20 protein-coding genes are annotated in these 18,888 nt (G+C 60.8%); 8 read left to right on the plus strand and 12 right to left on the minus strand.

Features of this window, described 5'->3' with window-relative positions:
* Window positions 1–75 precede the first annotated feature (75 nt).
* From ACIPIZ_RS05795 to ACIPIZ_RS05805, 3 genes are all read right to left on the minus strand, one after another.
* Window positions 76–276, minus strand: a complete 201-nt coding sequence (locus ACIPIZ_RS05795) for a hypothetical protein (RefSeq protein WP_158260938.1) — start codon at window positions 274–276, stop codon at window positions 76–78.
* Between the two features lie 134 nt (window positions 277–410).
* Window positions 411–914, minus strand: a complete 504-nt coding sequence (locus ACIPIZ_RS05800; protein ID WP_401164506.1) for a GNAT family N-acetyltransferase — start codon at window positions 912–914, stop codon at window positions 411–413.
* A gap of 48 nt (window positions 915–962) precedes the next feature.
* Complete coding sequence (locus ACIPIZ_RS05805; protein ID WP_401164507.1) at window positions 963–2,909, minus strand: DNA topoisomerase III; 1,947 nt, start codon at window positions 2,907–2,909, stop codon at window positions 963–965.
* Between the two features lie 276 nt (window positions 2,910–3,185).
* On the opposite strand from ACIPIZ_RS05805, the gene ACIPIZ_RS05810 reads away from it, so the two are divergent.
* Together ACIPIZ_RS05810 and ACIPIZ_RS05815 are read left to right on the plus strand one after the other, a co-directional pair.
* The gene (locus ACIPIZ_RS05810) at window positions 3,186–4,595 is read left to right on the plus strand and encodes a serralysin family metalloprotease (protein ID WP_105704948.1); all 1,410 of its coding nucleotides are present in this window, start codon (window positions 3,186–3,188) and stop codon (window positions 4,593–4,595) included.
* A gap of 304 nt (window positions 4,596–4,899) precedes the next feature.
* Complete coding sequence (locus tag ACIPIZ_RS05815) at window positions 4,900–5,268, plus strand: DUF427 domain-containing protein (RefSeq protein WP_064389359.1); 369 nt, start codon at window positions 4,900–4,902, stop codon at window positions 5,266–5,268.
* A gap of 53 nt (window positions 5,269–5,321) precedes the next feature.
* On the opposite strand, the gene ACIPIZ_RS05820 is transcribed toward ACIPIZ_RS05815, so the two are convergent.
* Window positions 5,322–6,944: an MFS transporter gene (locus ACIPIZ_RS05820; protein WP_064389360.1), complete on the minus strand. Its 1,623-nt coding sequence runs from the start codon at window positions 6,942–6,944 to the stop codon at window positions 5,322–5,324.
* A gap of 130 nt (window positions 6,945–7,074) precedes the next feature.
* Window positions 7,075–8,727 carry a GMC family oxidoreductase gene (locus ACIPIZ_RS05825; protein WP_401164510.1) on the minus strand — a complete coding sequence of 551 codons (1,653 nt, stop codon included), beginning with the start codon at window positions 8,725–8,727 and terminating at the stop codon, window positions 7,075–7,077.
* A 133-nt stretch (window positions 8,728–8,860) separates the two neighbouring features.
* On the opposite strand from ACIPIZ_RS05825, the gene ACIPIZ_RS05830 reads away from it, so the two are divergent.
* The 6 genes from ACIPIZ_RS05830 to arsH all read left to right on the plus strand — a co-directional run bounded on the left by ACIPIZ_RS05830 (window position 8,861) and on the right by arsH (window position 12,388).
* On the plus strand, window positions 8,861–9,766 hold the full coding sequence (locus tag ACIPIZ_RS05830) for a LysR family transcriptional regulator (RefSeq protein ID WP_401164511.1): 906 nt from the start codon (window positions 8,861–8,863) through the stop codon (window positions 9,764–9,766).
* 75 nt (window positions 9,767–9,841) lie between these two features.
* A complete protein-coding gene (locus ACIPIZ_RS05835) occupies window positions 9,842–10,294 on the plus strand; it encodes a GNAT family N-acetyltransferase (RefSeq protein WP_150647283.1) in 453 nt (150 codons plus the stop codon).
* Window positions 10,284–10,706, plus strand: a complete 423-nt coding sequence (locus ACIPIZ_RS05840) for a VOC family protein (protein WP_401164513.1) — start codon at window positions 10,284–10,286, stop codon at window positions 10,704–10,706. Before ACIPIZ_RS05835 ends, ACIPIZ_RS05840 begins: the two co-directional genes overlap by 11 nt.
* A gap of 148 nt (window positions 10,707–10,854) precedes the next feature.
* The gene (locus ACIPIZ_RS05845; protein WP_150647284.1) at window positions 10,855–11,202 is read left to right on the plus strand and encodes a metalloregulator ArsR/SmtB family transcription factor; all 348 of its coding nucleotides are present in this window, start codon (window positions 10,855–10,857) and stop codon (window positions 11,200–11,202) included.
* A 10-nt stretch (window positions 11,203–11,212) separates the two neighbouring features.
* Window positions 11,213–11,683, plus strand: a complete 471-nt coding sequence (locus ACIPIZ_RS05850) for an arsenate reductase ArsC (RefSeq protein ID WP_401164516.1) — start codon at window positions 11,213–11,215, stop codon at window positions 11,681–11,683.
* A gap of 9 nt (window positions 11,684–11,692) precedes the next feature.
* Window positions 11,693–12,388: an arsenical resistance protein ArsH gene (gene arsH / locus ACIPIZ_RS05855; protein ID WP_150647286.1), complete on the plus strand. Its 696-nt coding sequence runs from the start codon at window positions 11,693–11,695 to the stop codon at window positions 12,386–12,388.
* Window positions 12,389–12,416: 28 nt separating this feature from the next.
* On the opposite strand, the gene ACIPIZ_RS05860 is transcribed toward arsH, so the two are convergent.
* Genes ACIPIZ_RS05860 through ACIPIZ_RS05890 form a run of 7 tightly spaced genes read right to left on the minus strand, consistent with a single transcriptional unit; the run spans window position 12,417 to window position 18,759 of the window.
* Window positions 12,417–13,832: an ATP-binding protein gene (locus tag ACIPIZ_RS05860; protein WP_150647287.1), complete on the minus strand. Its 1,416-nt coding sequence runs from the start codon at window positions 13,830–13,832 to the stop codon at window positions 12,417–12,419.
* Window positions 13,829–14,491: a response regulator gene (locus tag ACIPIZ_RS05865; RefSeq protein ID WP_007910671.1), complete on the minus strand. Its 663-nt coding sequence runs from the start codon at window positions 14,489–14,491 to the stop codon at window positions 13,829–13,831. Before ACIPIZ_RS05865 ends, ACIPIZ_RS05860 begins: the two co-directional genes overlap by 4 nt.
* 11 nt (window positions 14,492–14,502) lie before the next feature.
* Window positions 14,503–15,147 (minus strand): tetratricopeptide repeat protein, encoded by a 645-nt coding sequence (locus tag ACIPIZ_RS05870; protein WP_150647288.1) that lies wholly within the window; start codon window positions 15,145–15,147, stop codon window positions 14,503–14,505.
* Window positions 15,144–15,953: an SDR family oxidoreductase gene (locus tag ACIPIZ_RS05875; RefSeq protein WP_150647289.1), complete on the minus strand. Its 810-nt coding sequence runs from the start codon at window positions 15,951–15,953 to the stop codon at window positions 15,144–15,146. The genes ACIPIZ_RS05870 and ACIPIZ_RS05875 overlap by 4 nt, the downstream gene beginning before the upstream one ends.
* Complete coding sequence (locus tag ACIPIZ_RS05880) at window positions 15,940–16,614, minus strand: TenA family transcriptional regulator (protein ID WP_150647290.1); 675 nt, start codon at window positions 16,612–16,614, stop codon at window positions 15,940–15,942. The genes ACIPIZ_RS05875 and ACIPIZ_RS05880 overlap by 14 nt, the downstream gene beginning before the upstream one ends.
* Entirely contained in the window at window positions 16,611–18,092 is a 1,482-nt protein-coding gene (locus ACIPIZ_RS05885; RefSeq protein ID WP_401164520.1) for an AMP-binding protein, read from the minus strand. The genes ACIPIZ_RS05880 and ACIPIZ_RS05885 overlap by 4 nt, the downstream gene beginning before the upstream one ends.
* Window positions 18,082–18,759 carry a thermostable hemolysin gene (locus tag ACIPIZ_RS05890; RefSeq protein WP_150647292.1) on the minus strand — a complete coding sequence of 226 codons (678 nt, stop codon included), beginning with the start codon at window positions 18,757–18,759 and terminating at the stop codon, window positions 18,082–18,084. The genes ACIPIZ_RS05885 and ACIPIZ_RS05890 overlap by 11 nt, the downstream gene beginning before the upstream one ends.
* Window positions 18,760–18,888 lie beyond the last annotated feature (129 nt).

Below are 18,888 nucleotides of genomic sequence, written 5' to 3' on the forward strand. Positions count from 1 at the left end.
GCGCTCGCCCGTGGAAAGTACGGGGTCGTGCATCTGTTGCATGTAGTCGTGTTGAATAACTGCTACGCAATAGCGTCACAACGAGGAGAAGCAGCGAAAACCGGGAGGCTCCTTGACGACATTTACCGTGTCGACCACAAGCGTCTTGAGAATTTTCGCCAGCGCTTCTCGTCCTTGTACTGGACGTTCAGGCCAGGTCAGCTTCTTCAATCTGCCTTGTGGGCAGCGTGTATCCGGAAAAAACAACTCGGCGGTCAGACGAGTTTGCTCAAGCATGTTGCCAGTGTTCCCGATCGGGGAACGTCTTCATCATGCAAAAGCAAAACGACGCCGTCAACGGTTTTGTAGTGATTATTTTTGAGCACTACATATTGTCCGACAAAGCTGTTTTGGAATGAGAAAGAATCCGTTCAGATCACGGAAAAAGGCGTGCGCAGCGCGTAGAAGGTGCACGGATAACCGTCCACTTCGCGCTGCTGCAGGGTGCATTCGCCGCCGCTGATTTGCGGAATCAGCCCGGCCCAGAAGCGCTGCGCCGGCAGGTTGGCGTCGATATGGAAAATCTGCCATTGACCGGGGATGCGGCTCAAGAGGGCAGAGACGACAAACTGCGCGACGCCTTGGCCACGAAAGCGTCTTGCGAGGAAAAAGTAGCCGATGTTGTGTTCGGCACCAGGGATATGGATTTCGTTATCGACGCTCACGAAGCCGGCCAGTTCGCCGTCGACCTGAATCAGAAATGGTTGGGTGGCCGGGTGGTGCCAGTAGTCGGTTTTCGGCTGGATGGAGAAGAAGCCATGTGAAGCGAGCTTCAGCGGCAGCCATTCGCTGAAGTCGTACATGTAGAACTGCATAAGGTTTTCGATGATTTCCAGCTCATCGCGCTGAGCGGGGTGCAGTTCGATATTGGCCATGCGCCGGGTTCCTGAAAGTGCTGAGCCTTGCAGAAACAGTAGCGGGTTTTATTTGCCTGCCGCTTTCGGCGCGCGTTTGGTTGTACCCGTGGTTTTGCTGCGGGTCGATGATTTGCGCTTCTTCTTCCAGGGGGCCGCCGCTTTACCGGCCGGTGGCGGGCCGCTGATGGTCAGGCTGAGGCTGGAGCAGCGCGTCACTTGCTTGCTCATCCACGCCGCTTGTTTGGTGACGAATTCTTCCAGACTCATTTCGCCGCTTTGCACCATGTCCAGCGCCTGTTCCCAGATCGCCGTGGTGCCGGGGTCGGCGATCGCGCGTGGCACGGCGTCGATCAGGCTGAACGCAGCCGGGGTGGCGGCGAGGGCCTTGCCGTTTTTCACCAGATAGCCACGATCCAGCAACCCCTGAATGATCGACGCGCGGGTGGCCTCGGTGCCGATACCGGTGGTGTCCTTGAGTTTCTGTTTGAGAAGTGGATCCTCGACCAGTTTGGCGACGTTCTTCATCGCCTTGATCAGATCACCCTCGGTGTAGGGTTTCGGTGGTTGCGTCCACAGATCCTTGAGTCTCACAGACGCGATGGCGCATTCGACACCCTGGCTCAGGGCCGGCAAGGTTTGTGGCGCGGGTGCCTCGCGGCCCTTTGCCGCCGCCAGTGCTTCGGGCAATGCGCGTTTCCAGCCCGGCTCGATGATCTGCTTGCCGACCGCGCGCAACGCTTCACCGGCGCAATCGAAATCAGCCTGGGTGCGATCGTATTCGTGATTGGGCAGAAACTGCGCCAGATAGCGTGCGCGAATCAAGGTGTAGACCGCGCGGTGTTTGCCGGTCAGGTGTTCAAGATTTTTCGCCGCTGCGGTGGGGATGATGCCGTGGTGGGCGCTGACCTTGGCGTCGTTCCATGCGCGAGACTTGCGCTGCGGTTCGAGAAAGCCTTGCAATGCTTGAAGGCCCGGATCGGCCTGACGCAACGCGGCGAGAATCCCCGGCGCCTCACTGTGCTGGCTCAGCGGCAAGTAGCCGCAATCACTGCGCGGGTAAGTGATGACCTTGTAGGTTTCATAGAGCGCCTGGGCGATGTCGAGGGTTTCCTGCGCGCCGAGGCCGAGTTTCTTCGAGCAGACTTCCTGCAAGGTGCCGAGATCGAAGGGCAGGGGCGCCACTTCGCGCATGCGCTCGGTTTTCAGCTTGACCACCCGGGCACTCGCAGCGCTGCCGATCGCAGCCGCCGCTTGCTGGGCCAACGCCTGGTTCAGGCAGCGCTCCTGATCATCACAGACATCCGACGGCGCCCGCCACTGTGCGGTAAACGGAATGCCGTTGTGCAGCAGATCGACATCGATCGCCCAGAATGGCACCGGCACGAAATCGGCGATGCTGCGGTCGCGGTCCACCACCAGGCGCAACGTCGGCGTCTGTACGCGGCCTACCGGCAACACCCCTTGATAACCCGATTGCCGACCGAGCAGCGTGAACAGCCGGCTCATGTTCATGCCGATCAGCCAGTCCGCCCGCGAGCGGCCCAGCGCCGAGTGATACAGGCTGAAGGTTTCGGCCCCCGGTTTCAGCGCGGCCAAGGCTTTGCGGATCGAGGCTTCGTCCAGCGCCGACAGCCACAAGCGGCGGATCGGCCCGCGATAACGGCAATGCTCGACCAGTTCCCGGGCAATCATCTCGCCCTCACGGTCGGCGTCGGTGGCGATGATCAGTTCGCTGGCCTCGCCGAGCAGGCGCTTCACCGCTTTGTACTGGCTGGCGGTGCGTGGCTTGACGGTCATTTTCCATTTGTCCGGAATGATCGGCAGGTCGGCCAGCACCCAGCGCTTGTAACGGGCGTCGTAGGCATCCGGCGGGGCGGTTTCGAGCAAGTGGCCGATGCACCAGGTGACTGTGACATCCGTTCCCAGCCAGCAGCCGTCGCCCCGGCGCTTGGCACCGAGCACGGCCGCAATGTCTTTGGCCTGGGAGGGTTTTTCACAGAGGTACAGCCGCATATCCACCATCGCCGATCAAGGTCTGAACAGGTGCACAGAATGGCCGGAGTTGGCGCTCGGAGCAACTTTTATCTGTATGGATATACAGATAAAAAGATTGCCGCAAGTGACGGTAAAAACCGGGACGCAGCACCGCACTATCGAGAAATTGATTAGCGCCAGGGGTCTGCGCCGTGTCAGCTTCGGCGCGTTTGCAACGCGAGTGACAGGACGATCTCGCCAGTAGATCGCCGTGGTCTGTCGGACACTGACTACCCAGAAACAAGGACGTAAACCATGCTTCAAACCTCCTTCAACACCAGCACTGCCTTTACCGAAGTCGACACGTTCAGCCATCTGTACGACCGTGGCGGCGATGCGCTGGTCAATGGTAAACCATCGTTCACCGCCGACCAGGCCGCCGATGAAATCCTGCGCAAGGGCCTGTCGTGGGGCGACAAGAACGCTGACGGCAAGATCGACCTCAGTTACAACTTCCTCAGCGAGAAACCGGCGAACTACAACGTCAAACTGGGCAACTTCAGCGAATTCAGCGCGCAGCAGAAGGCACAAGCCGTGCTCGCGATGCAATCCTGGGCTGATGTTGCCAACGTCACCTTCAGTGAAGGCAAGGGCGGCGATGGCCACATGACCTTCGGCAACTACGACGTCAGCACCGGTGGCGCAGCGTTCGCGTATCTGCCGAGCGGCGGTGGCTATGACGGTCAGTCGTGGTACCTGATCAACGATCAATATCAGGTCAACAAGACTCCGGACACCAACAACTACGGGCGTCAGACCCTGACCCACGAAATCGGCCACACCCTCGGTCTGTCGCACCCGGGCGCGTACAACGCCGGTAACGGCAACCCGACCTACAACGACGCCAAGTACGCTGAAGACACGCGCGGCTACAGCCTGATGAGTTACTGGAGCGAAGCCAACACCGACCAGAACTTCAGCAAGGACGGCAGCGGCGCCTACGCTTCGGCGCCATTGCTGGACGATATCGTCGCGGTGCAAAAGCTGTATGGCGCCAACTACGCGACCCGCGCCGATGACACTACGTACGGCTTCAACTCCAATGCCGAGCGCGATTTCTACAGCGCCTCTTCGGCGTCCTCCAAAGTGGTTTTCTCGGTGTGGGATGGCGGCGGTAACGACACGCTGGATTTCTCCGGCTTCAGTCAGAACCAGAAGATCAACCTCAACGAAGGTTCGTTCTCCGATGTCGGCGGTCTGGTGGGCAACGTGTCCATTGCTTACGGTGTGACCGTGGAGAATGCGGTGGGCGGTGCGGGCAATGACCTGCTGATCGGCAACGCCGCCGTCAACGAACTGGTCGGCGGTGCCGGTAACGACATCATTTACGGGGGAGGCGGTGGCGATACCTTGTGGGGCGGTGCAGGCGCAGACACCTTCGTGTTCGGTGCCGCCAGCGATTCGACCATGACCGCGCCGGACTGGATCATGGATTTCACCAGCGGCCTGGACAAGATCGACCTGTCGGGCATTGCCGGTTTCGCCACGGGGGCGGCGTCGCTGAACTTCGTCAGCGGCTTCACCGGGCATGCGGGCGATGCGATCCTGACCTACTTCGCGCAGACCAATCAGACCAGTTTGATGGTTGACCTGACGGGGCAGGGTTCTGTGGACTTTGCTGTGGGTGTGGTGGGGCAGGCGGTGGCGACTGATATCGTTGCGTGATGCCTGAAAAGCGGCCCTCACCCTAACCCTCTCCCAGGGGGAGAGGGGACTGAATGGGGAATATTGGCGAAACTCACCGACTTGAACGATTGGTTTTGAATCCATAATCGACTCGATTTTTCAGGTCGATGGATTTCGCCAGACAACTCGGTCAGTCCCCTCTCCCTCCGGGCGGTCCGACGTTTCGGGAGGGCTAGGGTGAGGGGCTTTTGATGTTAAAGGGCCGTTCAGCTGTAAACCCAACCCAACCCGTACCAATGGGCTATACCTGAACCGGTCTCTTCGCCGTACTCAGGAGAACCCCATGAAAACCTCCGGCCCAAGTCCAGTCATCGCCCTCGAACAACTTGCCGGCTGTCTGCTGGTGAAATTCCACGGCATCCAGGTCGCCGCCTCTTCCCACGTCATGATTCTCAACGAAGCCAACTACCCGCCGGTCTATTACGTCCCCCGCGAAGACATCGACGAAAAGTATTTCGCCCGCACCGATCACACCAGTTACTGCCCGTACAAGGGCGACGCCAACTACTTTAGTCTGCAAGTGCCGGGGCATGAGGGCGCGAATGCGGTGTGGACTTACGAGAATCCGAAAGTGTCAGTGGCGCCGATCCGCGACTACGTGGCGTTTTATCCGGATCAGGTGAAGTTCGAGGTGATCAAGGCTGATGCCTGAGCAAAAAAATCGGCGAGGGTAAAAGCCCTCGCCGATATTTGTCTGGTTGAGTGTCAGTTCTTGTCGAGATCGATATTCTTCGTCTCACGCAAACAGATCATCCCCACCACCAGGCTCACCCCGGTAATCAGCACTGGATACCACAGCCCGTAAAAGATGTCCCCGGTGTACACCACCAGCGCGAACGACACCGTCGGCAGGAATCCGCCAAACCAGCCGTTACCAATGTGATACGGCAGCGACATCGAGGTGTAGCGAATCCGCGTCGGGAACAGCTCCACCATCAGCGCCGCAAGAGGCCCGTAACACATGGCCGAGATGATGATCAGCGCGACGATCAGCGCAACGATCATCGGCTTGTTGATCTGCTGCGCATCCGCCTGTTGCGGGTAGCCGGCGAGGGTGATTGCGCCGCGTAATGCCGCCTCATCGAAGCCGTCGAGTTTGACGTCACCGACGCTGATTTGCACCGCGCTGCCGGCAGGCGCAGCGGCGCTGGAGTAGGGCAGGCCTTGCTTGACCAGAAAGGTTTTGGCCTTGTCGCACGGGCTGTCGAATTTGGCTTTGCCGACCGGATCGAACTGGAAGGTGCAGGTCGCCGGATCCGCCAGCACGGTGATCGGTGCCTGGCGGCTGGCCTGATCAATCGCCGGATTCGCATAGTGCGCCAGCGATTTGAAGATCGGGAAGTACAGCGCCGTGGCCAGCAGCAAGCCGAGCATCAGCACGGGTTTGCGCCCGACCTTGTCCGACAGCCAGCCGAAGATGATGAAGAACGGCGCGCCGATCACCACGCTGATGATCAGCAAGGTGTTGGCCACCGCCGGGTCCATTTTCAGGAACTGGGTGAGGAAGAACAGCACGTAGAACTGCGCCGCGTAGAAGGTCACCGCTTGCCCGGCGTTGATGCTGAACAGGGCGATCAGCACGACTTTGAGGTTTTCCCATTTGCCGAAGGATTCGCGGATCGGCGCTTTTGAGGTTTTGCCTTCCTCTTTCATTTTCAGGTACGCCGGCGACTCGTGCAGGCTCAAGCGAATCCAGGTGGAAATGCCCAGCAGCACGATCGACAGCAGGAACGGAATGCGCCATCCCCAGACTTCAAACTGATCGCCGGTGAAGTAGCGGCAACCGAGTACCACCAGCAGCGACAGCAGCAGGCCGAGGGTGGCGGTGGACTGAATCCAGCTGGTGTGGAAGCCGCGTTTGCCAATCGGCGCGTGCTCGGCAACGTAGGTCGCAGCGCCGCCGTATTCACCGCCGAGCGCCAGCCCCTGAAGCATGCGCAGCACCACCAGAATGATTGGCGCGGCGATGCCGATGCTGGCGTAGGTCGGCAGCAGACCGACGCAGAACGTCGCCACGCCCATCAAAATGATCGTCGCGAGGAAGGTGTATTTGCGCCCGATCATGTCCCCCAACCGACCGAACACCAGCGCCCCGAACGGCCGCACGATAAAGCCTGCGGCGAAGGCCATCAGCGCAAAGATGAACGCCGTGGTGTCGTTGACTCCGGCGAAAAACTGCTTGCTGATCACTGCCGCGAGGGCGCCGTAGAGGAAGAAGTCATACCACTCGAACACCGTCCCCAGTGAGGACGCGAAGATGACTTTGCGTGTATCCGGGCTGGTCTCCGCGCTGCGCACGGCGTCCAGCGGCTGAACGTGTTCTGACATATCGGTATCCCTCACAGTGATTGTTTTTGTTGTTCCACTGGTGCTCGATGTCCATGAATCAAACGCATATCCCCTGTAGGAGTGAGCCTGCTCGCGATGGCGGTGTATCAGTCAACACAGATGTCGAATGTTATTCCGTCATCGCGAGCAGGCTCACTCCTACAGGTACGGTGTTTACAGCTTTGGAATTGAGAATGAGTTGAGCAGCCTTCTCGGCAATCATCAGCGTAGGCGAACACGTATTGCCCGAGGTGATGCGCGGCATGATCGAGGCGTCGGCGATGCGCAAGCCGGGCACGCCGTGTACACGCAGCTGTGCGTCGACCACCGCCTCAGCGTCGTTGCCCATGCGACAGGTGCCGACCGGGTGGAAAATCGTCGTGCCGATCTTCGCCGCCGCTTGCTGCAACTCTTCTTCGCTTTGCAGGTTGGCGCCGGGCAGATACTCGACCGGTTTGAACGCTTGCAGGGCAGGGGCGCTGACGATGCGTCGGGTCAGGCGGATTGCGTCCGCTGCCACGCGCAAATCTTCCGGATGACTGAGATAGTTGGGCTGAATCAACGGCGCCTCCTGTGGATCCGCCGAACGAATATCAATGCGTCCACGACTCTGCGGACGCAGATCGCAAACCGACGCGGTGAACGCCGGGAAACTGTGCAACGGCTCGCCAAAACGCTCCAGCGACAGCGGCTGCACGTGGTACTCAAGATTCGCCGAGGTCTGCTCCGGCCCTGAACGCGCAAACGCGCCCAGCTGACTTGGCGCCATTGACAGCGGCCCGCTGCGGTCATAAAGGTAACGCAGGCCCATGCCCATCTTGCCCCACACGCTGCCAGCGATCTGGTTCAGCGTGCGCGCATTTTCCAGTTGGTAGATCAGGCGTAACTGCAGGTGATCCTGCAGATTGCCGCCGACGCCCGGCAACTCGTGAATCACACCGATACCGAGGCGTTCCAGCAGTGGCCGAGGACCGATCCCGGAGCGTTGCAAAATGCTTGGCGAACCGACCGAACCGGCGCACAAAATGATCTCCTTGCGCGCCTTGAACTGTTTGCTCTGGCCTTCATGACGCGCACTGACTTTGGACGCGCGACCGTTTTCCAGCAGAACCCGATCGACTTCAACCCCGGTCAGCACCGTCAGATTCGCCCGGTTGCGCAGCGGTTTCAAAAAGGCCTTCGCCGCATTCCAGCGCACGCCGGCCTTCTGATTGACCTGAAAGTAGCCGCAACCCTCGTTATCGCCCTGATTGAAATCATCGATGCTGGCAATACCGCTCTGCTCGGTAGCGCTGCGAAACGCGTCCAGAATCGGCCACGACAGCCGCTGCTGTTCCACCCGCCATTCACCCTTGGCGCCGTGAAATTCAGCCGCACCGGCAAAATGGTTTTCGCTCTGTTTGAACAGCGGCAGCACATCGTTCCAGGCCCAGCCCGGATTGCCCTCGGCGGCCCAGCCATCATAGTCGTTGGCCTGACCACGCATGTAGATCATGCCGTTGATGGAAGAACAGCCGCCGAGCACTTTGCCGCGCGGATAACTCAGCGCGCGACCGTTGAGGCCCGGTTGTTCTTCGGTCTTGAAGCACCAGTCGGTGCGCGGGTTACCGATGCAGAACAGGTAACCGACAGGAATGTGAATCCACGCATAGTTGTCGCGCCCGCCGGCTTCCAGCAACAGCACACGCTGCTGCGGGTCCGCCGACAGCCGATTGGCCAGCAAGCACCCGGCAGGGCCGGCGCCGACCACGATGTAGTCGTATTCATCGAGGGAAGTCTGCATTCCCTGACCTCGCTTTTTGTTTTTATTGTCGGACACTCTAGTTGTTAGCTTTCGTTAAAAGAATGTTAGTTTTTGCGCAGCCGCTGTGCGTTTTTGAACAGCCTCACTAGACGATAGCCGACAAGGACACAGCATGTTCGACTGGAACGACCTGCGGTTTTTTCTCGAACTGCAACGCAGCGGCCGCCTGCTCACGGCCGCCCGCCGTCTGAACACCACGCACGCCACCGTCGCCCGCCACATCGAAGCCATCGAAAAAAGCCTCGGCACTGCATTGTTTGTTCAGCACGCGCAAGGCTATGAGATGACCCCGGCGGGGGAGGCGCTGCTCAAGCATGCCGAGGCGATGGAAAATGTTGCGTTGTTGGCGCAGGAGGAAATCACCCAGTCGACAGCACCGTTGGGCAAAATCCGCGTAGGGGTGACGGAAGGGCTCGGGATCAAGTTTCTCGCCAGCCGCATGATCGGCCTGTTCGAACGGTATCCGGGACTGGAAGTGGAACTGGTCGCGGTGCCGCGCTTTGTCAGCATCCTCAACCGTGAGGCGGAAATCAGCATCCATCTGGAGCGCCCGGCGGCAGACATGCTGGTGACGCGCAAACTCACGGACTATCGACTCGCGTTATACGCCAGCCAACGCTATCTCGATAAGGCACCGCCCCTGCAAAGCCGCGAAGACCTCGGGCGACATGCGTGGATCGGTTATGTCGATGATTTGCTCTTCAGTCAGGAACTGATGTTCCTCAACAGTTTCTGTCGCAGCCCTCGGGTGGTGTTTCACAGCACCAGCGTTATTGCCCAGCAGGAAGCCGCGCGGTCGGGATTGGGGATTGCGGTGTTGCCTTGCTACATGGCCGAGTCGGATGCCGATCTGGTGCCGTTGCTGGCGGATGAAAGCATCGAGCGTAGTTACTGGATCAGCACGCGGCGCGAGTTGCACAAGTCGGTGCGGCTGCGGGTGGTCTGGGATTATGTGGTGGGGTTGTGTGAGGCGGAGCAGGGGTTGTTGCTGGGTAGATCGCAGGCCGGCATCCGTTAATCCTCTTTGGCTGTGCTGCTGTTGGCGCCGCTTTTGCTTGAACTGCGCCAAAGCCTTTGGCAATGGAGAGCAGCAATGAGGGAATGGCTTAGCGTTCGCGACATCAAAGCGGACACCTTGAAGGCCATCAGTGACGGCGTCTTGCGGCATGGCCGAGCCTTGTCTGAGGCGCGCGGCGGGCAAGCTGAAGCCATCGCCTGTGCGCTGATGGAGGAGGGAACACTGATCGGCGGCGCTACCGGTAGAACCGAATTCAGGCGTCTGTTTGTCAATTACCTGTGGATCGACGCGCAATGGCGCGGAACCGGGCTGGGTACTGAGGCGTTGCACAAGCTTGAGGCGTTAGCGGTTGAAAGGGCGTGCGTGGATGCCTTGATCGAAACGCTGGATGACAACGTCGCCCGGTGGTACATCCGCTGCGGATATAGATTGATCGCGCATGTGCCTGAGTACTGCGGCCCGTGGAGTCGTCATTCGCTGTTGAAAACCTTTGGCGCAACCCTAGGAAATGCCGCCGATGACCAATAGCGATCTGGGCAGTAAACCTAAAACCGGCATGCTTCATCACGTTGAAATCAACGTCTCATCGCTGGAAGTCTCGCTGCGCTTTTGGCAGCCGCTTCTCTTGATGCTGGGTTATGCGCAGCATCAAAACTGGCATGCCGGGCGCAGCTTTATTTTCAACGGCACCTACCTGGTGTTCGTTCAGGCAAGCGATCTGCAACAGGGCTTTAATCGCCGGGGGGTGGGTTTGAATCATCTGGCGTTCCAGGCGGGTTCGCAGGCGCAAGTGGATGAAATGGCGGGTTGGCTGCGAACGTCCGGTTTTCGTCTTCTCTACGAGAGCGCCTATCCGTACGCCGGCGGCCCGGAGCACTACGCCCTCTACTGTGAGGATCCGGACAAGGTCAAAGTAGAGATCATCGCGCCGGCGATATAGATCTGACGCTCCCTTCGCAGGTTGGCACTGTCTGGCGGAGGGTGACGACAGGCGCTCCCGCAGGGTTCTTTGGCCGAGGGCATTTGTTGGGTTGATTTATATATGGATATCCGTATATTCGAATTTCCGTATGTGTTGGGTCCGTTTCATGATCACCCCCACCGAAGTCTTCAAGAGCCTCGCCGACGAAACCCGCGTCCGCGCCATGCTGCTCATCACCGATCAAGGTGAACTCTGCGTCTGCGAGTTGATGTGCGCACTCGGCGACAGCCAGCCGAAAATCAGCCGCCACCTCGCGCAACTGCGCAGCAATGGTTTGCTGCTTGATCGCCGTCAGGGCCAGTGGGTCTATTACCGGCTCAATCCGGAGCTGCCGGCGTGGGTGCGTGAGATTCTGCAAGTGACGTCAAAGGCCAACGCCGATTGGCTCAAAGACAACACTGCCCGTCTGCAAAATATGGATGGCCGTCCTGTCCGTGAAACCGCCTGCTGCTAAGGAGAAAACCATGCGAGTTCTGTTTATGTGCACGGCCAACAGTTGCCGTAGCATCCTCTCTGAAGCCATGTTCAATCACTTGGCACCTGCCGGGTTTGAAGCGGTGAGTGCCGGCAGTTTTCCCAAAGGCCAAGTCTTGCCGCGCAGCCTGTTGACCCTGCAAAAGCATGGCATCGCCATTGATGGCTTGCACAGCAAAGGCAACGACGCTTTTGAAAGCAACCCGCCGGACATCGTCATCACCGTGTGCGACAAAGCCGCTGGCGAGGCCTGCCCGGTGTATTTCGGCCCGGCGTTGAAATCCCACTGGGGGCTGGAAGATCCGTCCGATGTTAAAGGTGACGACACGATGATTGAGGCGGCCTTTCGCGCGACATTGACGCGCATCGGCCAGCGCTGCCAGGCCTTCCTCGATCTGCCCTTTGAAACCCTCAGCCGCGATGAACTGAAAATCGCGCTCGACCGCATCGGCACGCGTTAAGGAGGATTTATGTCCGAACTGCCCAACCTCGATCTCAATCTGTTCGATAACGCCAAACCGTCGCAAGCGGGCGAACACAAACCACGCATCCTGCTGCTCTACGGCTCGACCCGCGAACGTTCCTTCAGCCGTTTACTGGTGGAGGAGGCCGCGCGCCTGCTCGAACACTTTGGCGCCGAAACGCGGATCTTCAATCCGTCCGGCCTGCCGCTGCCCGACGACGCTCCGGTCGACCATCCCAAGGTGCAGGAACTGCGTGATCTGGTGCTGTGGTCGGAAGGCCAGGTCTGGTGTTCACCCGAACGTCATGGCGCCATGTCTGCCGTGTTCAAGGCGCAGATCGACTGGATCCCGCTGGAACTCGGCGCGGTACGCCCGACCCAGGGCAAAACCCTGGCCGTGATGCAAGTCTGCGGCGGTTCGCAGTCGTTCAACGTGGTCAACCAGTTGCGCGTGTTGGGCCGCTGGATGCGCATGTTCACCATCCCCAATCAATCCTCGGTGCCGAAGGCCTACATGGAGTTCGACGATGTCGGGCGGATGAAATCGTCGCCGTTCTATGATCGTGTGGTGGATGTGATGGAAGAGCTGGTGAAGTTCACCGTGCTGCTGCGCGATCGACAGGCGCATCTGGTTGATCGTTACTCCGAGCGCAAGGAAAGCGCCGAGCAACTGATGGCGCGGGTGAATCAGCGTTCGATTTGAGGTTGTCCCTCGACAAGGGAGGGCGGACTCAACTCTGCGGCGGCTCGCGGGTGCTGCGTTGCCCAGCGGTGCGCGGTTGCCCGTCGGGAATCGACAACGTCGCGCGCAGGCCGCCCTCAGCGCGGTTGACCAAAGTGATCCGTCCGCCCAACTGTGTGGCGATGGTGTTGACGATGGTCAGTCCCAGCCCCGCCCCCTGGGCATTGCCGCGACTGTAGAAGCGTTCGAACAAGCGTGCCCGGTCCGCTTCATCAATGCCCGGCCCCTGATCTTCGACGCTCAAGTGATAAAACCCCTCGGACTGGCTGAGCAGTACGGTGATCACTCCGTGTTCGGGGGAGAAGTTCGCAGCGTTGGTGATCAGGTTGTTCAGGGCAATGTCGATCGTGCCGGCGCTGGCCATGATGTTGAACGGCTGGGTGCTGTCTTCAAAGGCCAGTTCCAGCTGTTTGCTTAGCAACCATGGCGTCAGTTGCACCAGGCTATTGCGCACTGTTTCACTGAGGTCGATGGGTTGCAGCGGCGGTGGATTGGGTTTCGGCTCCAGGCGCGCCATGGTCAGCAACTGGTTGACCAAGCGACTGGTGCGGTCGACCCCGGCGATCAGAAACGCCAGCGATTCGCGGCGCTCCTGTTCGGTGCCAGCCTCCTGCAGATTCTGCGCATGCACCCGCAGCACCGCCAGCGGCGTGCGCATTTCGTGGGCGGCATCGGCGATAAAGCGCCGCTCGCGGCCAAGCACTTCCTGGATCTGCGCGAGCATGCGGTTGAGCGCCGCCTGCATCGGCTCCAGCTCACTGGGCAGCGGCGCCAGTTGCAACGGCTCCAGCGAACCGCTGTGGCGGCCGCGCAAGGTCTCGGCCATGTTCGCCAAGGGCTTGAGGCCCCAGCCGATGGCCAGCCAGACCATCGCTGCGAGCAGCAAGCTGCCGACCACATTCGGCCACAGGGTGTGGCGGACGATGCGGTCGACCAGATCGGCGCGCACATCGTCACGCTCACCGACCCAGATGCGCAGGCCGTTCTGTTTGTCTTCAAGGAGAAAGGCGCGCCAGTGCCGATTGTTCAGATCCACCACATCGCTGAAGCCGGGCTGAGTCGGCGGCGCCCTGAAGGACGGGGCGCTGGCGGTGTGCACCAACACATCACCGGCAGGATTCCACACCTGAAAAGCGATTTTGCGTTCGTACGGATGACCCTCGCCGCGCGGCGCCGCTTCGCCCAGCGCCGAGTTGAACGCCTGGTACAGTTCGGCGTGCTGTTTGCTGGCCAAGGGCATGCGCATCACGCCTTGCAGCAGGCGCGCGTTCTGCGCCAATTGCGCGTCGTAGACTTCGGCGATTTCGTGGTTGCTGTCGTGCAGGTTGAAGGTGCTGAGCACCGCGAGGCCGGCCAGCAACAGGCCGATGATCAAGGTCAGCGTGCGGCGGCGGATCGAGGTCATCGACGCTCCTCCACCAGATAACCGACACCACGGATGGTGCGGATCAGGTCGGTGGAAAACTTCTTGCGCAGGTGATGGATGTGCACTTCGAGGGTGTTGCTTTCGGCTTCTTCGTTCCAGCCGTAAAGCAGCTGCATCAGTTGATCGCGGGTCATCACTCGGCCCGGCGGCGATAGCAGTTCGTGCAGCAACTGATATTCCTTGGGCGTCAGGGCCACAGGCTGGCCCTGATAGCTGACTTGCTGGGTGCCGGGGTTAAGGCTGATGCCGGCATGCTCGATCAACGCCTGGGCGCGCCCGGCACTGCGCCGCAACAAGGCGCGCAAGCGTGCCTTGAGCTCATCCAGGTCGAACGGTTTGATCAGGTAGTCGTCGGCCCCGGCGTCGAGCCCGGCGATGCGATCTTCAGTAGCGTCGCGAGCGGTCAGAATCAGCACCGGCAGATTCGAACCGCTGTCGCGCAGGCGGCGCAGCACTTGCAGGCCGTCCATGCGCGGCAGACCGAGGTCCAGCACGGCGACATCGAAGGTTTCGCTGAGCAGCGCGTGCAACGCGCTGCTGCCGTCCTTGAGCCAGTCGACGGTGTAACCCTCGCGGCCCAGCGCCTGATGAATGCCTTCACCCAGCGCGACGTCATCCTCAACCAGTAATAAACGCACGCGGACTCCTGTCAGTCGAGTTTCTTGTTCACGTCCACCAGCAGGGCGGCGATCTCTTTGCGGCGCCCGGCATCGGCACTTTCCCGGCCCGGGCGCGGCGCGGCTTGCTGAGCTTTGAGCAGTGCAGCTTTGGCTTCAGCGTAGCGCTTCTGACGGTAGAGGTGATCGCCCCAGAAGTACAGGCTGTCGATGCCGTTGGGGTTGAGTTGCAAGGCTTGCTTGAGCAGTTGCTCGGCCTTGTCGCTGTCGCCGAAACCGATGGGCCAGCCGGGCACGCGGTCATACAGTGCGGCGAGGCTGGTGTAAGCCGAGCCTTGCAGGGCTTTGGGGTCGAGGGTCAGGGATTTTTCCAGATCGGCCTTGGCGTCCTTGGCTTTGCCCAAGGCACCGAGACCGCCCTCGGCACCGGCCCAACTGCTGGTGACGATGCCTTTCCAGATCCACGCTTCGGCCACCGCCGGGCGTTGCGTGGTGAACGTGTTGGCCTCGCGGGCCAATTGCTCGAACGCGGCGGCGCGCTGTTTTTCCGCCACTTCATATTGAATGTGCGCCCAACTCTGCTGGATGCCCTCGAGGCGTTGCTGGTCGGCCGGTTCCAGCGCCCAGACGCTTTGACTCAGGGCGGCGAGCAACAGGCATGCGGATAGTTTTTTCATGGCTTTGGCGACTCGTTGTCAGGTTGTTCACTGAGGCGGCGGATCAGCGGCAACTGCTTGCGCAGGCCTCGATCGACCAGATGCGGGAGCAGATTGTTCAGGCGGACGAAGAAGCGTTCCGGCCAGCCCAGGTAGAGGTCGCGACGATCACCGGCAATCGCGTGGATCACCGCCGAGGCCACGGTTTGCGGATCGTCGACGTTGGCCTTGAGTGCGTCGTTCAACGCTTGTGCGGCGGCGCTGTTCATCGAGGTGCGCGTGGCTCGCGGCGCGACGTACAGCACGCTGACGCGGGTGTCAGCGAGCTCCCGGCGCAGCGCCTCGGAAAATCCGCGCAAAGCGAATTTGCTCGCGCAGTAACTGGCGTAACCCGGGTAGCCGATCGAGCCGTAGGTCGAGCCGACGTTGACCACCATCGCGCTGTCGGCCTGCTTGAGCAGCGGCAACAGCAGTTTGGTCAGGCATATCGGCGCACTGATGTTCACCGCCAGCATCGCATTGATGTCGCTGTCATCGAGCTGTTCGAGCATGGCGAAGTGATTGACCCCGGCGGCGTTGATCAGCAGGTTGATACCACCGATGGCTTCGGCGGCGACCAGCACTTTGCGCCGGTCGCTGAGGAAGGTCAGGTCGGCCGCGACCCAGCACAACGAGTCGGGGTAGTGCTTGAGCAACGGCGCCAATGCCTCCTGATGCCGCGCCACCGCGAGCACATGGGCACCGGCGGCGCACAAGGTTTCGGCGATGGCCAGGCCGATGCCGCCACTGGCACCGGTCAGCACCACCCTTGCATCACGCAGCTGCATGTTGAGCCTCCGCGTCACGCGGCAAGCCACGGAACATGTCGGTGTACAGGCGATAGACGACTTTCGAGGCATGGATCACGGCGGCTTGATCGGCAGGATCTTCGAGTTGATTCATCAGGCGCCGGTAGGTTTGCATGTGCTCGATATCGAGCGAACCGTGGGAGCTCAGGTAACTGAACGCCGTTTCCGGCAACGCCAGACGCTCGCGAATGCTGCCCGCCGCGTGGGTAGCCAAAGCGATGCTGGTGCCTTCGAGCACGTTGACCATGCCGAACAGACCGACCGGATTGCCCCGGGCGATCAGGTCGTAAAGGAAGCTGACCATCAACTCGATCGACAACGACGGCTGACCGTCGCGCACCGCGTCACGATCACCGCCACACGCGGCGATGTCGTTGAGCACCCAGTGCTCGTGGCCGTATTCGTCTTCGATGTACTCGGCCACCGCTTTGCGCAGCCATTCCAGACGCGTCGGCAGACTTGCACCGCAAGCCATCATCAGCGGCACGGTGTGGCGCACGTGGTAATACGCCTGCGCCAGAAACGCCCGATAACTGTCGAGGCTGACCTTGCCTTGCAGGGCATCGACGATGATCGGCAGGTTGAACAGTTCGTGGCGTTCCTGTTGCGTGGCTTCTTGCAGGGTGTCAAAAAAACTCATGATGCGGACTCCTCGGAAACAGCGGATTCGGTCAATTGGTTGTGGTACTGCGCGACGATGGCGTCGCGGCGCGGACGGCCATTGGCGGTGAGCAAGCCATTGGCGGCGGTGAAGGGTTGCGGCAAGCGCGTCCACTGATGCACCTGGGCGTAATCGGGCAAAGCCTCGTTGGCTTCGGCGACGGCAGCGGCCAGTTCGGCATCGGTGCAGTCCGGACGATGTGGCCAGAGCAGGGCGTGGTTATGCGGCAAGGCCTCGCCGTAAACGAACGCCTGAGCGATGTGACGGCGCTGGGTCAGCTCGGACTCGACCCATTCCGGGTTGACGTTGCGCCCGAAACTGGTGACGAACTGGTGCTTCTTGCGGCCCTTGAGATAGAGAAAACCTTCCGGGTCGAACTCGCCCAGATCGCCGCTCGGCCACCATTCCTCGGCGTAGGGCGCGTCGCCCAGATAACCGAGCAGCGTCGAGCCCTTGATCAGCACTTCGCCGTCCTCGGCCAGGCGCACTTCGACATGCGGCAACGGCCGGCCGACGCTGCCGGGGCGGCGCGCGCCGGGGCGATTGAGGCACACCACCGAGGCGCATTCGGACAAGCCGTAACCTTCATAAACCGGCAGCCCGACCCGTTGCGCGCGATGCAGCAGATCCTCCGAGACCCGCGCACCGCCGACAGCGGCAAAGTTTAGGGTTTGCGGGTCGAAGGCTTTTTGTTCGGCGGCGCTGACCAGCAACAGCAGCAACTGCGGCACCAGGATCAGACTCTCCGGCGCACGGCTGGCCAGATAACCGAGCAGACGCGGAATCTCGACGCCGCTAGCGCCCTGAATGCCGAGGGTTTTCTGGCTCGGCAAACTCAGCATGGCGCCGGCATACAGCGCGGCATAGCAACCGAGGTTCTCCAGCAGAATCGCCAACGGCAACAGCGCCAGATGATGCTGCGGGCCGGTGGCTTCGCTGGCCTGATCCAGCTCCCGTGCAACCCGCAGCAGGCTGTCGGCGCTCAGGCACACACCTTTCGGCGTGCCGGTGGTGCCGGAGGTGAAGGTGAGTTTCGCGGTGCCGGCGGGCATACGACTGGGGCCACTGAACGCGCGGCACCAGAACTCGCCACGTTGTTCATAGCCGGCCGCGAGCAGTTCGGCACCCAGTTCCGGCTCGGCAATCACCCGTTCGGCCTGGCTCTGTTGCAGACAATGGGCGCGCTGCGCCGCACTGAAAAACGGCGGCAGCGTCACGCAGGTCAGGCCTTCGAACAGCACGGCCAGATCCCAGAGCATCGCGTCGACGCCGTTGTCCAACGCCAGCGCAATCACCTGCGCCTGCTCGTCGCGCAAACGCTCCTGGCGATACAACACCTCGGCGTACAGCGTGGCGTAATCGAGCTTCAGCGTGTCGCCCCACAGGGCCGTCGCGTGGTCATTGCGCCGGGCATGGTCGCGCAGGGTTTCCTGGAAGCGTTGCAGTTCAAGCGACATGACAGGCTCCTTCAATCGAACCGGGCAAACCCAGGCGGGCAAACAGACCGATATCGCGCAAATGGACGAACCCGGCGCGAATGTTGCCGACGTGCACCCAAGGTTTGCTTTCGTAATAACTGCCCCAGTGTTGACGCTCGTCACCCAATCGTTCCGGGTCAGCGGCGCACAATGTCACTGGCTTCAAACCCAGGCGATGGAAGCTGTTGACCAGGCCGATATTGCCGGTGAACGTCACCCATTCCAGGCCGCCCATGGCTAGCAGGTAGGTGATGGCGATGATGCTCAGGCGCGCACTGCCGGTGTCGCTGGCGGCGAGGTTGCCGACTTCGACGATGGCGCTGCGCTCGACCGGGCGATCTGCCGCCGCGCTGATCAACGGCTCGATCGGCTCATCCAGATAGCGCTCAAGGAACAGTGATTCCAGATGCGCGCGACGCACCCCGGCCACGGCGCACAACTCGCCATCGCCGTTGTGCATGCCGAACAGCTCGGGCATGAAATGGCGGATGTCGGCGCCGTGGGCCTTGCGAAAGCGTTGCTGGATAAAGCTTTCAAACGTCGCTCGCAGAGTGTCGTCGGGCAGCGCGCCGGTCAGTGTCATCTGCGGTGTTTCGGCTTGACCGAAGCGCAGGGGCAGGGCGATGTTCCAGTCAAAATCGGGCATGGGCAGAACGCCTCCCTCAATAGGTTTGAGGCGAGTATCGGAGGCATTTCTTAACGAAGTCTGAAGGTGAAAAAAGGTTAACGTGAGGGTCTGTCTTCAGACTCTCTTAAGACTGGGCGGGCAGGGTAA

The sequence above is a fragment of the Pseudomonas sp. NPDC087690 genome (assembly GCF_044743175.1).
GTDB lineage: Bacteria > Pseudomonadota > Gammaproteobacteria > Pseudomonadales > Pseudomonadaceae > Aquipseudomonas.

Coding starts and splice junctions, on each gene's coding strand:
- ACIPIZ_RS05835 (WP_150647283.1), top strand. CDS start 9,842: ATGAGGGAATGGCTTAGCGTTCGCGACATCAAAGCGGACACCTTGAAG.
- ACIPIZ_RS05800 (WP_401164506.1), bottom strand. CDS start 914: ATGGCCAATATCGAACTGCACCCCGCTCAGCGCGATGAGCTGGAAATC.
- ACIPIZ_RS05875 (WP_150647289.1), bottom strand. CDS start 15,953: ATGCAGCTGCGTGATGCAAGGGTGGTGCTGACCGGTGCCAGTGGCGGC.
- ACIPIZ_RS05815 (WP_064389359.1), top strand. CDS start 4,900: ATGAAAACCTCCGGCCCAAGTCCAGTCATCGCCCTCGAACAACTTGCC.
- ACIPIZ_RS05845 (WP_150647284.1), top strand. CDS start 10,855: ATGATCACCCCCACCGAAGTCTTCAAGAGCCTCGCCGACGAAACCCGC.
- ACIPIZ_RS05840 (WP_401164513.1), top strand. CDS start 10,284: ATGACCAATAGCGATCTGGGCAGTAAACCTAAAACCGGCATGCTTCAT.
- ACIPIZ_RS05805 (WP_401164507.1), bottom strand. CDS start 2,909: ATGCGGCTGTACCTCTGTGAAAAACCCTCCCAGGCCAAAGACATTGCG.
- ACIPIZ_RS05890 (WP_150647292.1), bottom strand. CDS start 18,759: ATGCCCGATTTTGACTGGAACATCGCCCTGCCCCTGCGCTTCGGTCAA.
- ACIPIZ_RS05880 (WP_150647290.1), bottom strand. CDS start 16,614: ATGAGTTTTTTTGACACCCTGCAAGAAGCCACGCAACAGGAACGCCAC.
- ACIPIZ_RS05825 (WP_401164510.1), bottom strand. CDS start 8,727: ATGCAGACTTCCCTCGATGAATACGACTACATCGTGGTCGGCGCCGGC.
- ACIPIZ_RS05860 (WP_150647287.1), bottom strand. CDS start 13,832: ATGACCTCGATCCGCCGCCGCACGCTGACCTTGATCATCGGCCTGTTG.
- arsH (WP_150647286.1), top strand. CDS start 11,693: ATGTCCGAACTGCCCAACCTCGATCTCAATCTGTTCGATAACGCCAAA.
- ACIPIZ_RS05820 (WP_064389360.1), bottom strand. CDS start 6,944: ATGTCAGAACACGTTCAGCCGCTGGACGCCGTGCGCAGCGCGGAGACC.
- ACIPIZ_RS05870 (WP_150647288.1), bottom strand. CDS start 15,147: ATGAAAAAACTATCCGCATGCCTGTTGCTCGCCGCCCTGAGTCAAAGC.
- ACIPIZ_RS05795 (WP_158260938.1), bottom strand. CDS start 276: ATGCTTGAGCAAACTCGTCTGACCGCCGAGTTGTTTTTTCCGGATACA.
- ACIPIZ_RS05885 (WP_401164520.1), bottom strand. CDS start 18,092: ATGTCGCTTGAACTGCAACGCTTCCAGGAAACCCTGCGCGACCATGCC.
- ACIPIZ_RS05830 (WP_401164511.1), top strand. CDS start 8,861: ATGTTCGACTGGAACGACCTGCGGTTTTTTCTCGAACTGCAACGCAGC.
- ACIPIZ_RS05850 (WP_401164516.1), top strand. CDS start 11,213: ATGCGAGTTCTGTTTATGTGCACGGCCAACAGTTGCCGTAGCATCCTC.
- ACIPIZ_RS05810 (WP_105704948.1), top strand. CDS start 3,186: ATGCTTCAAACCTCCTTCAACACCAGCACTGCCTTTACCGAAGTCGAC.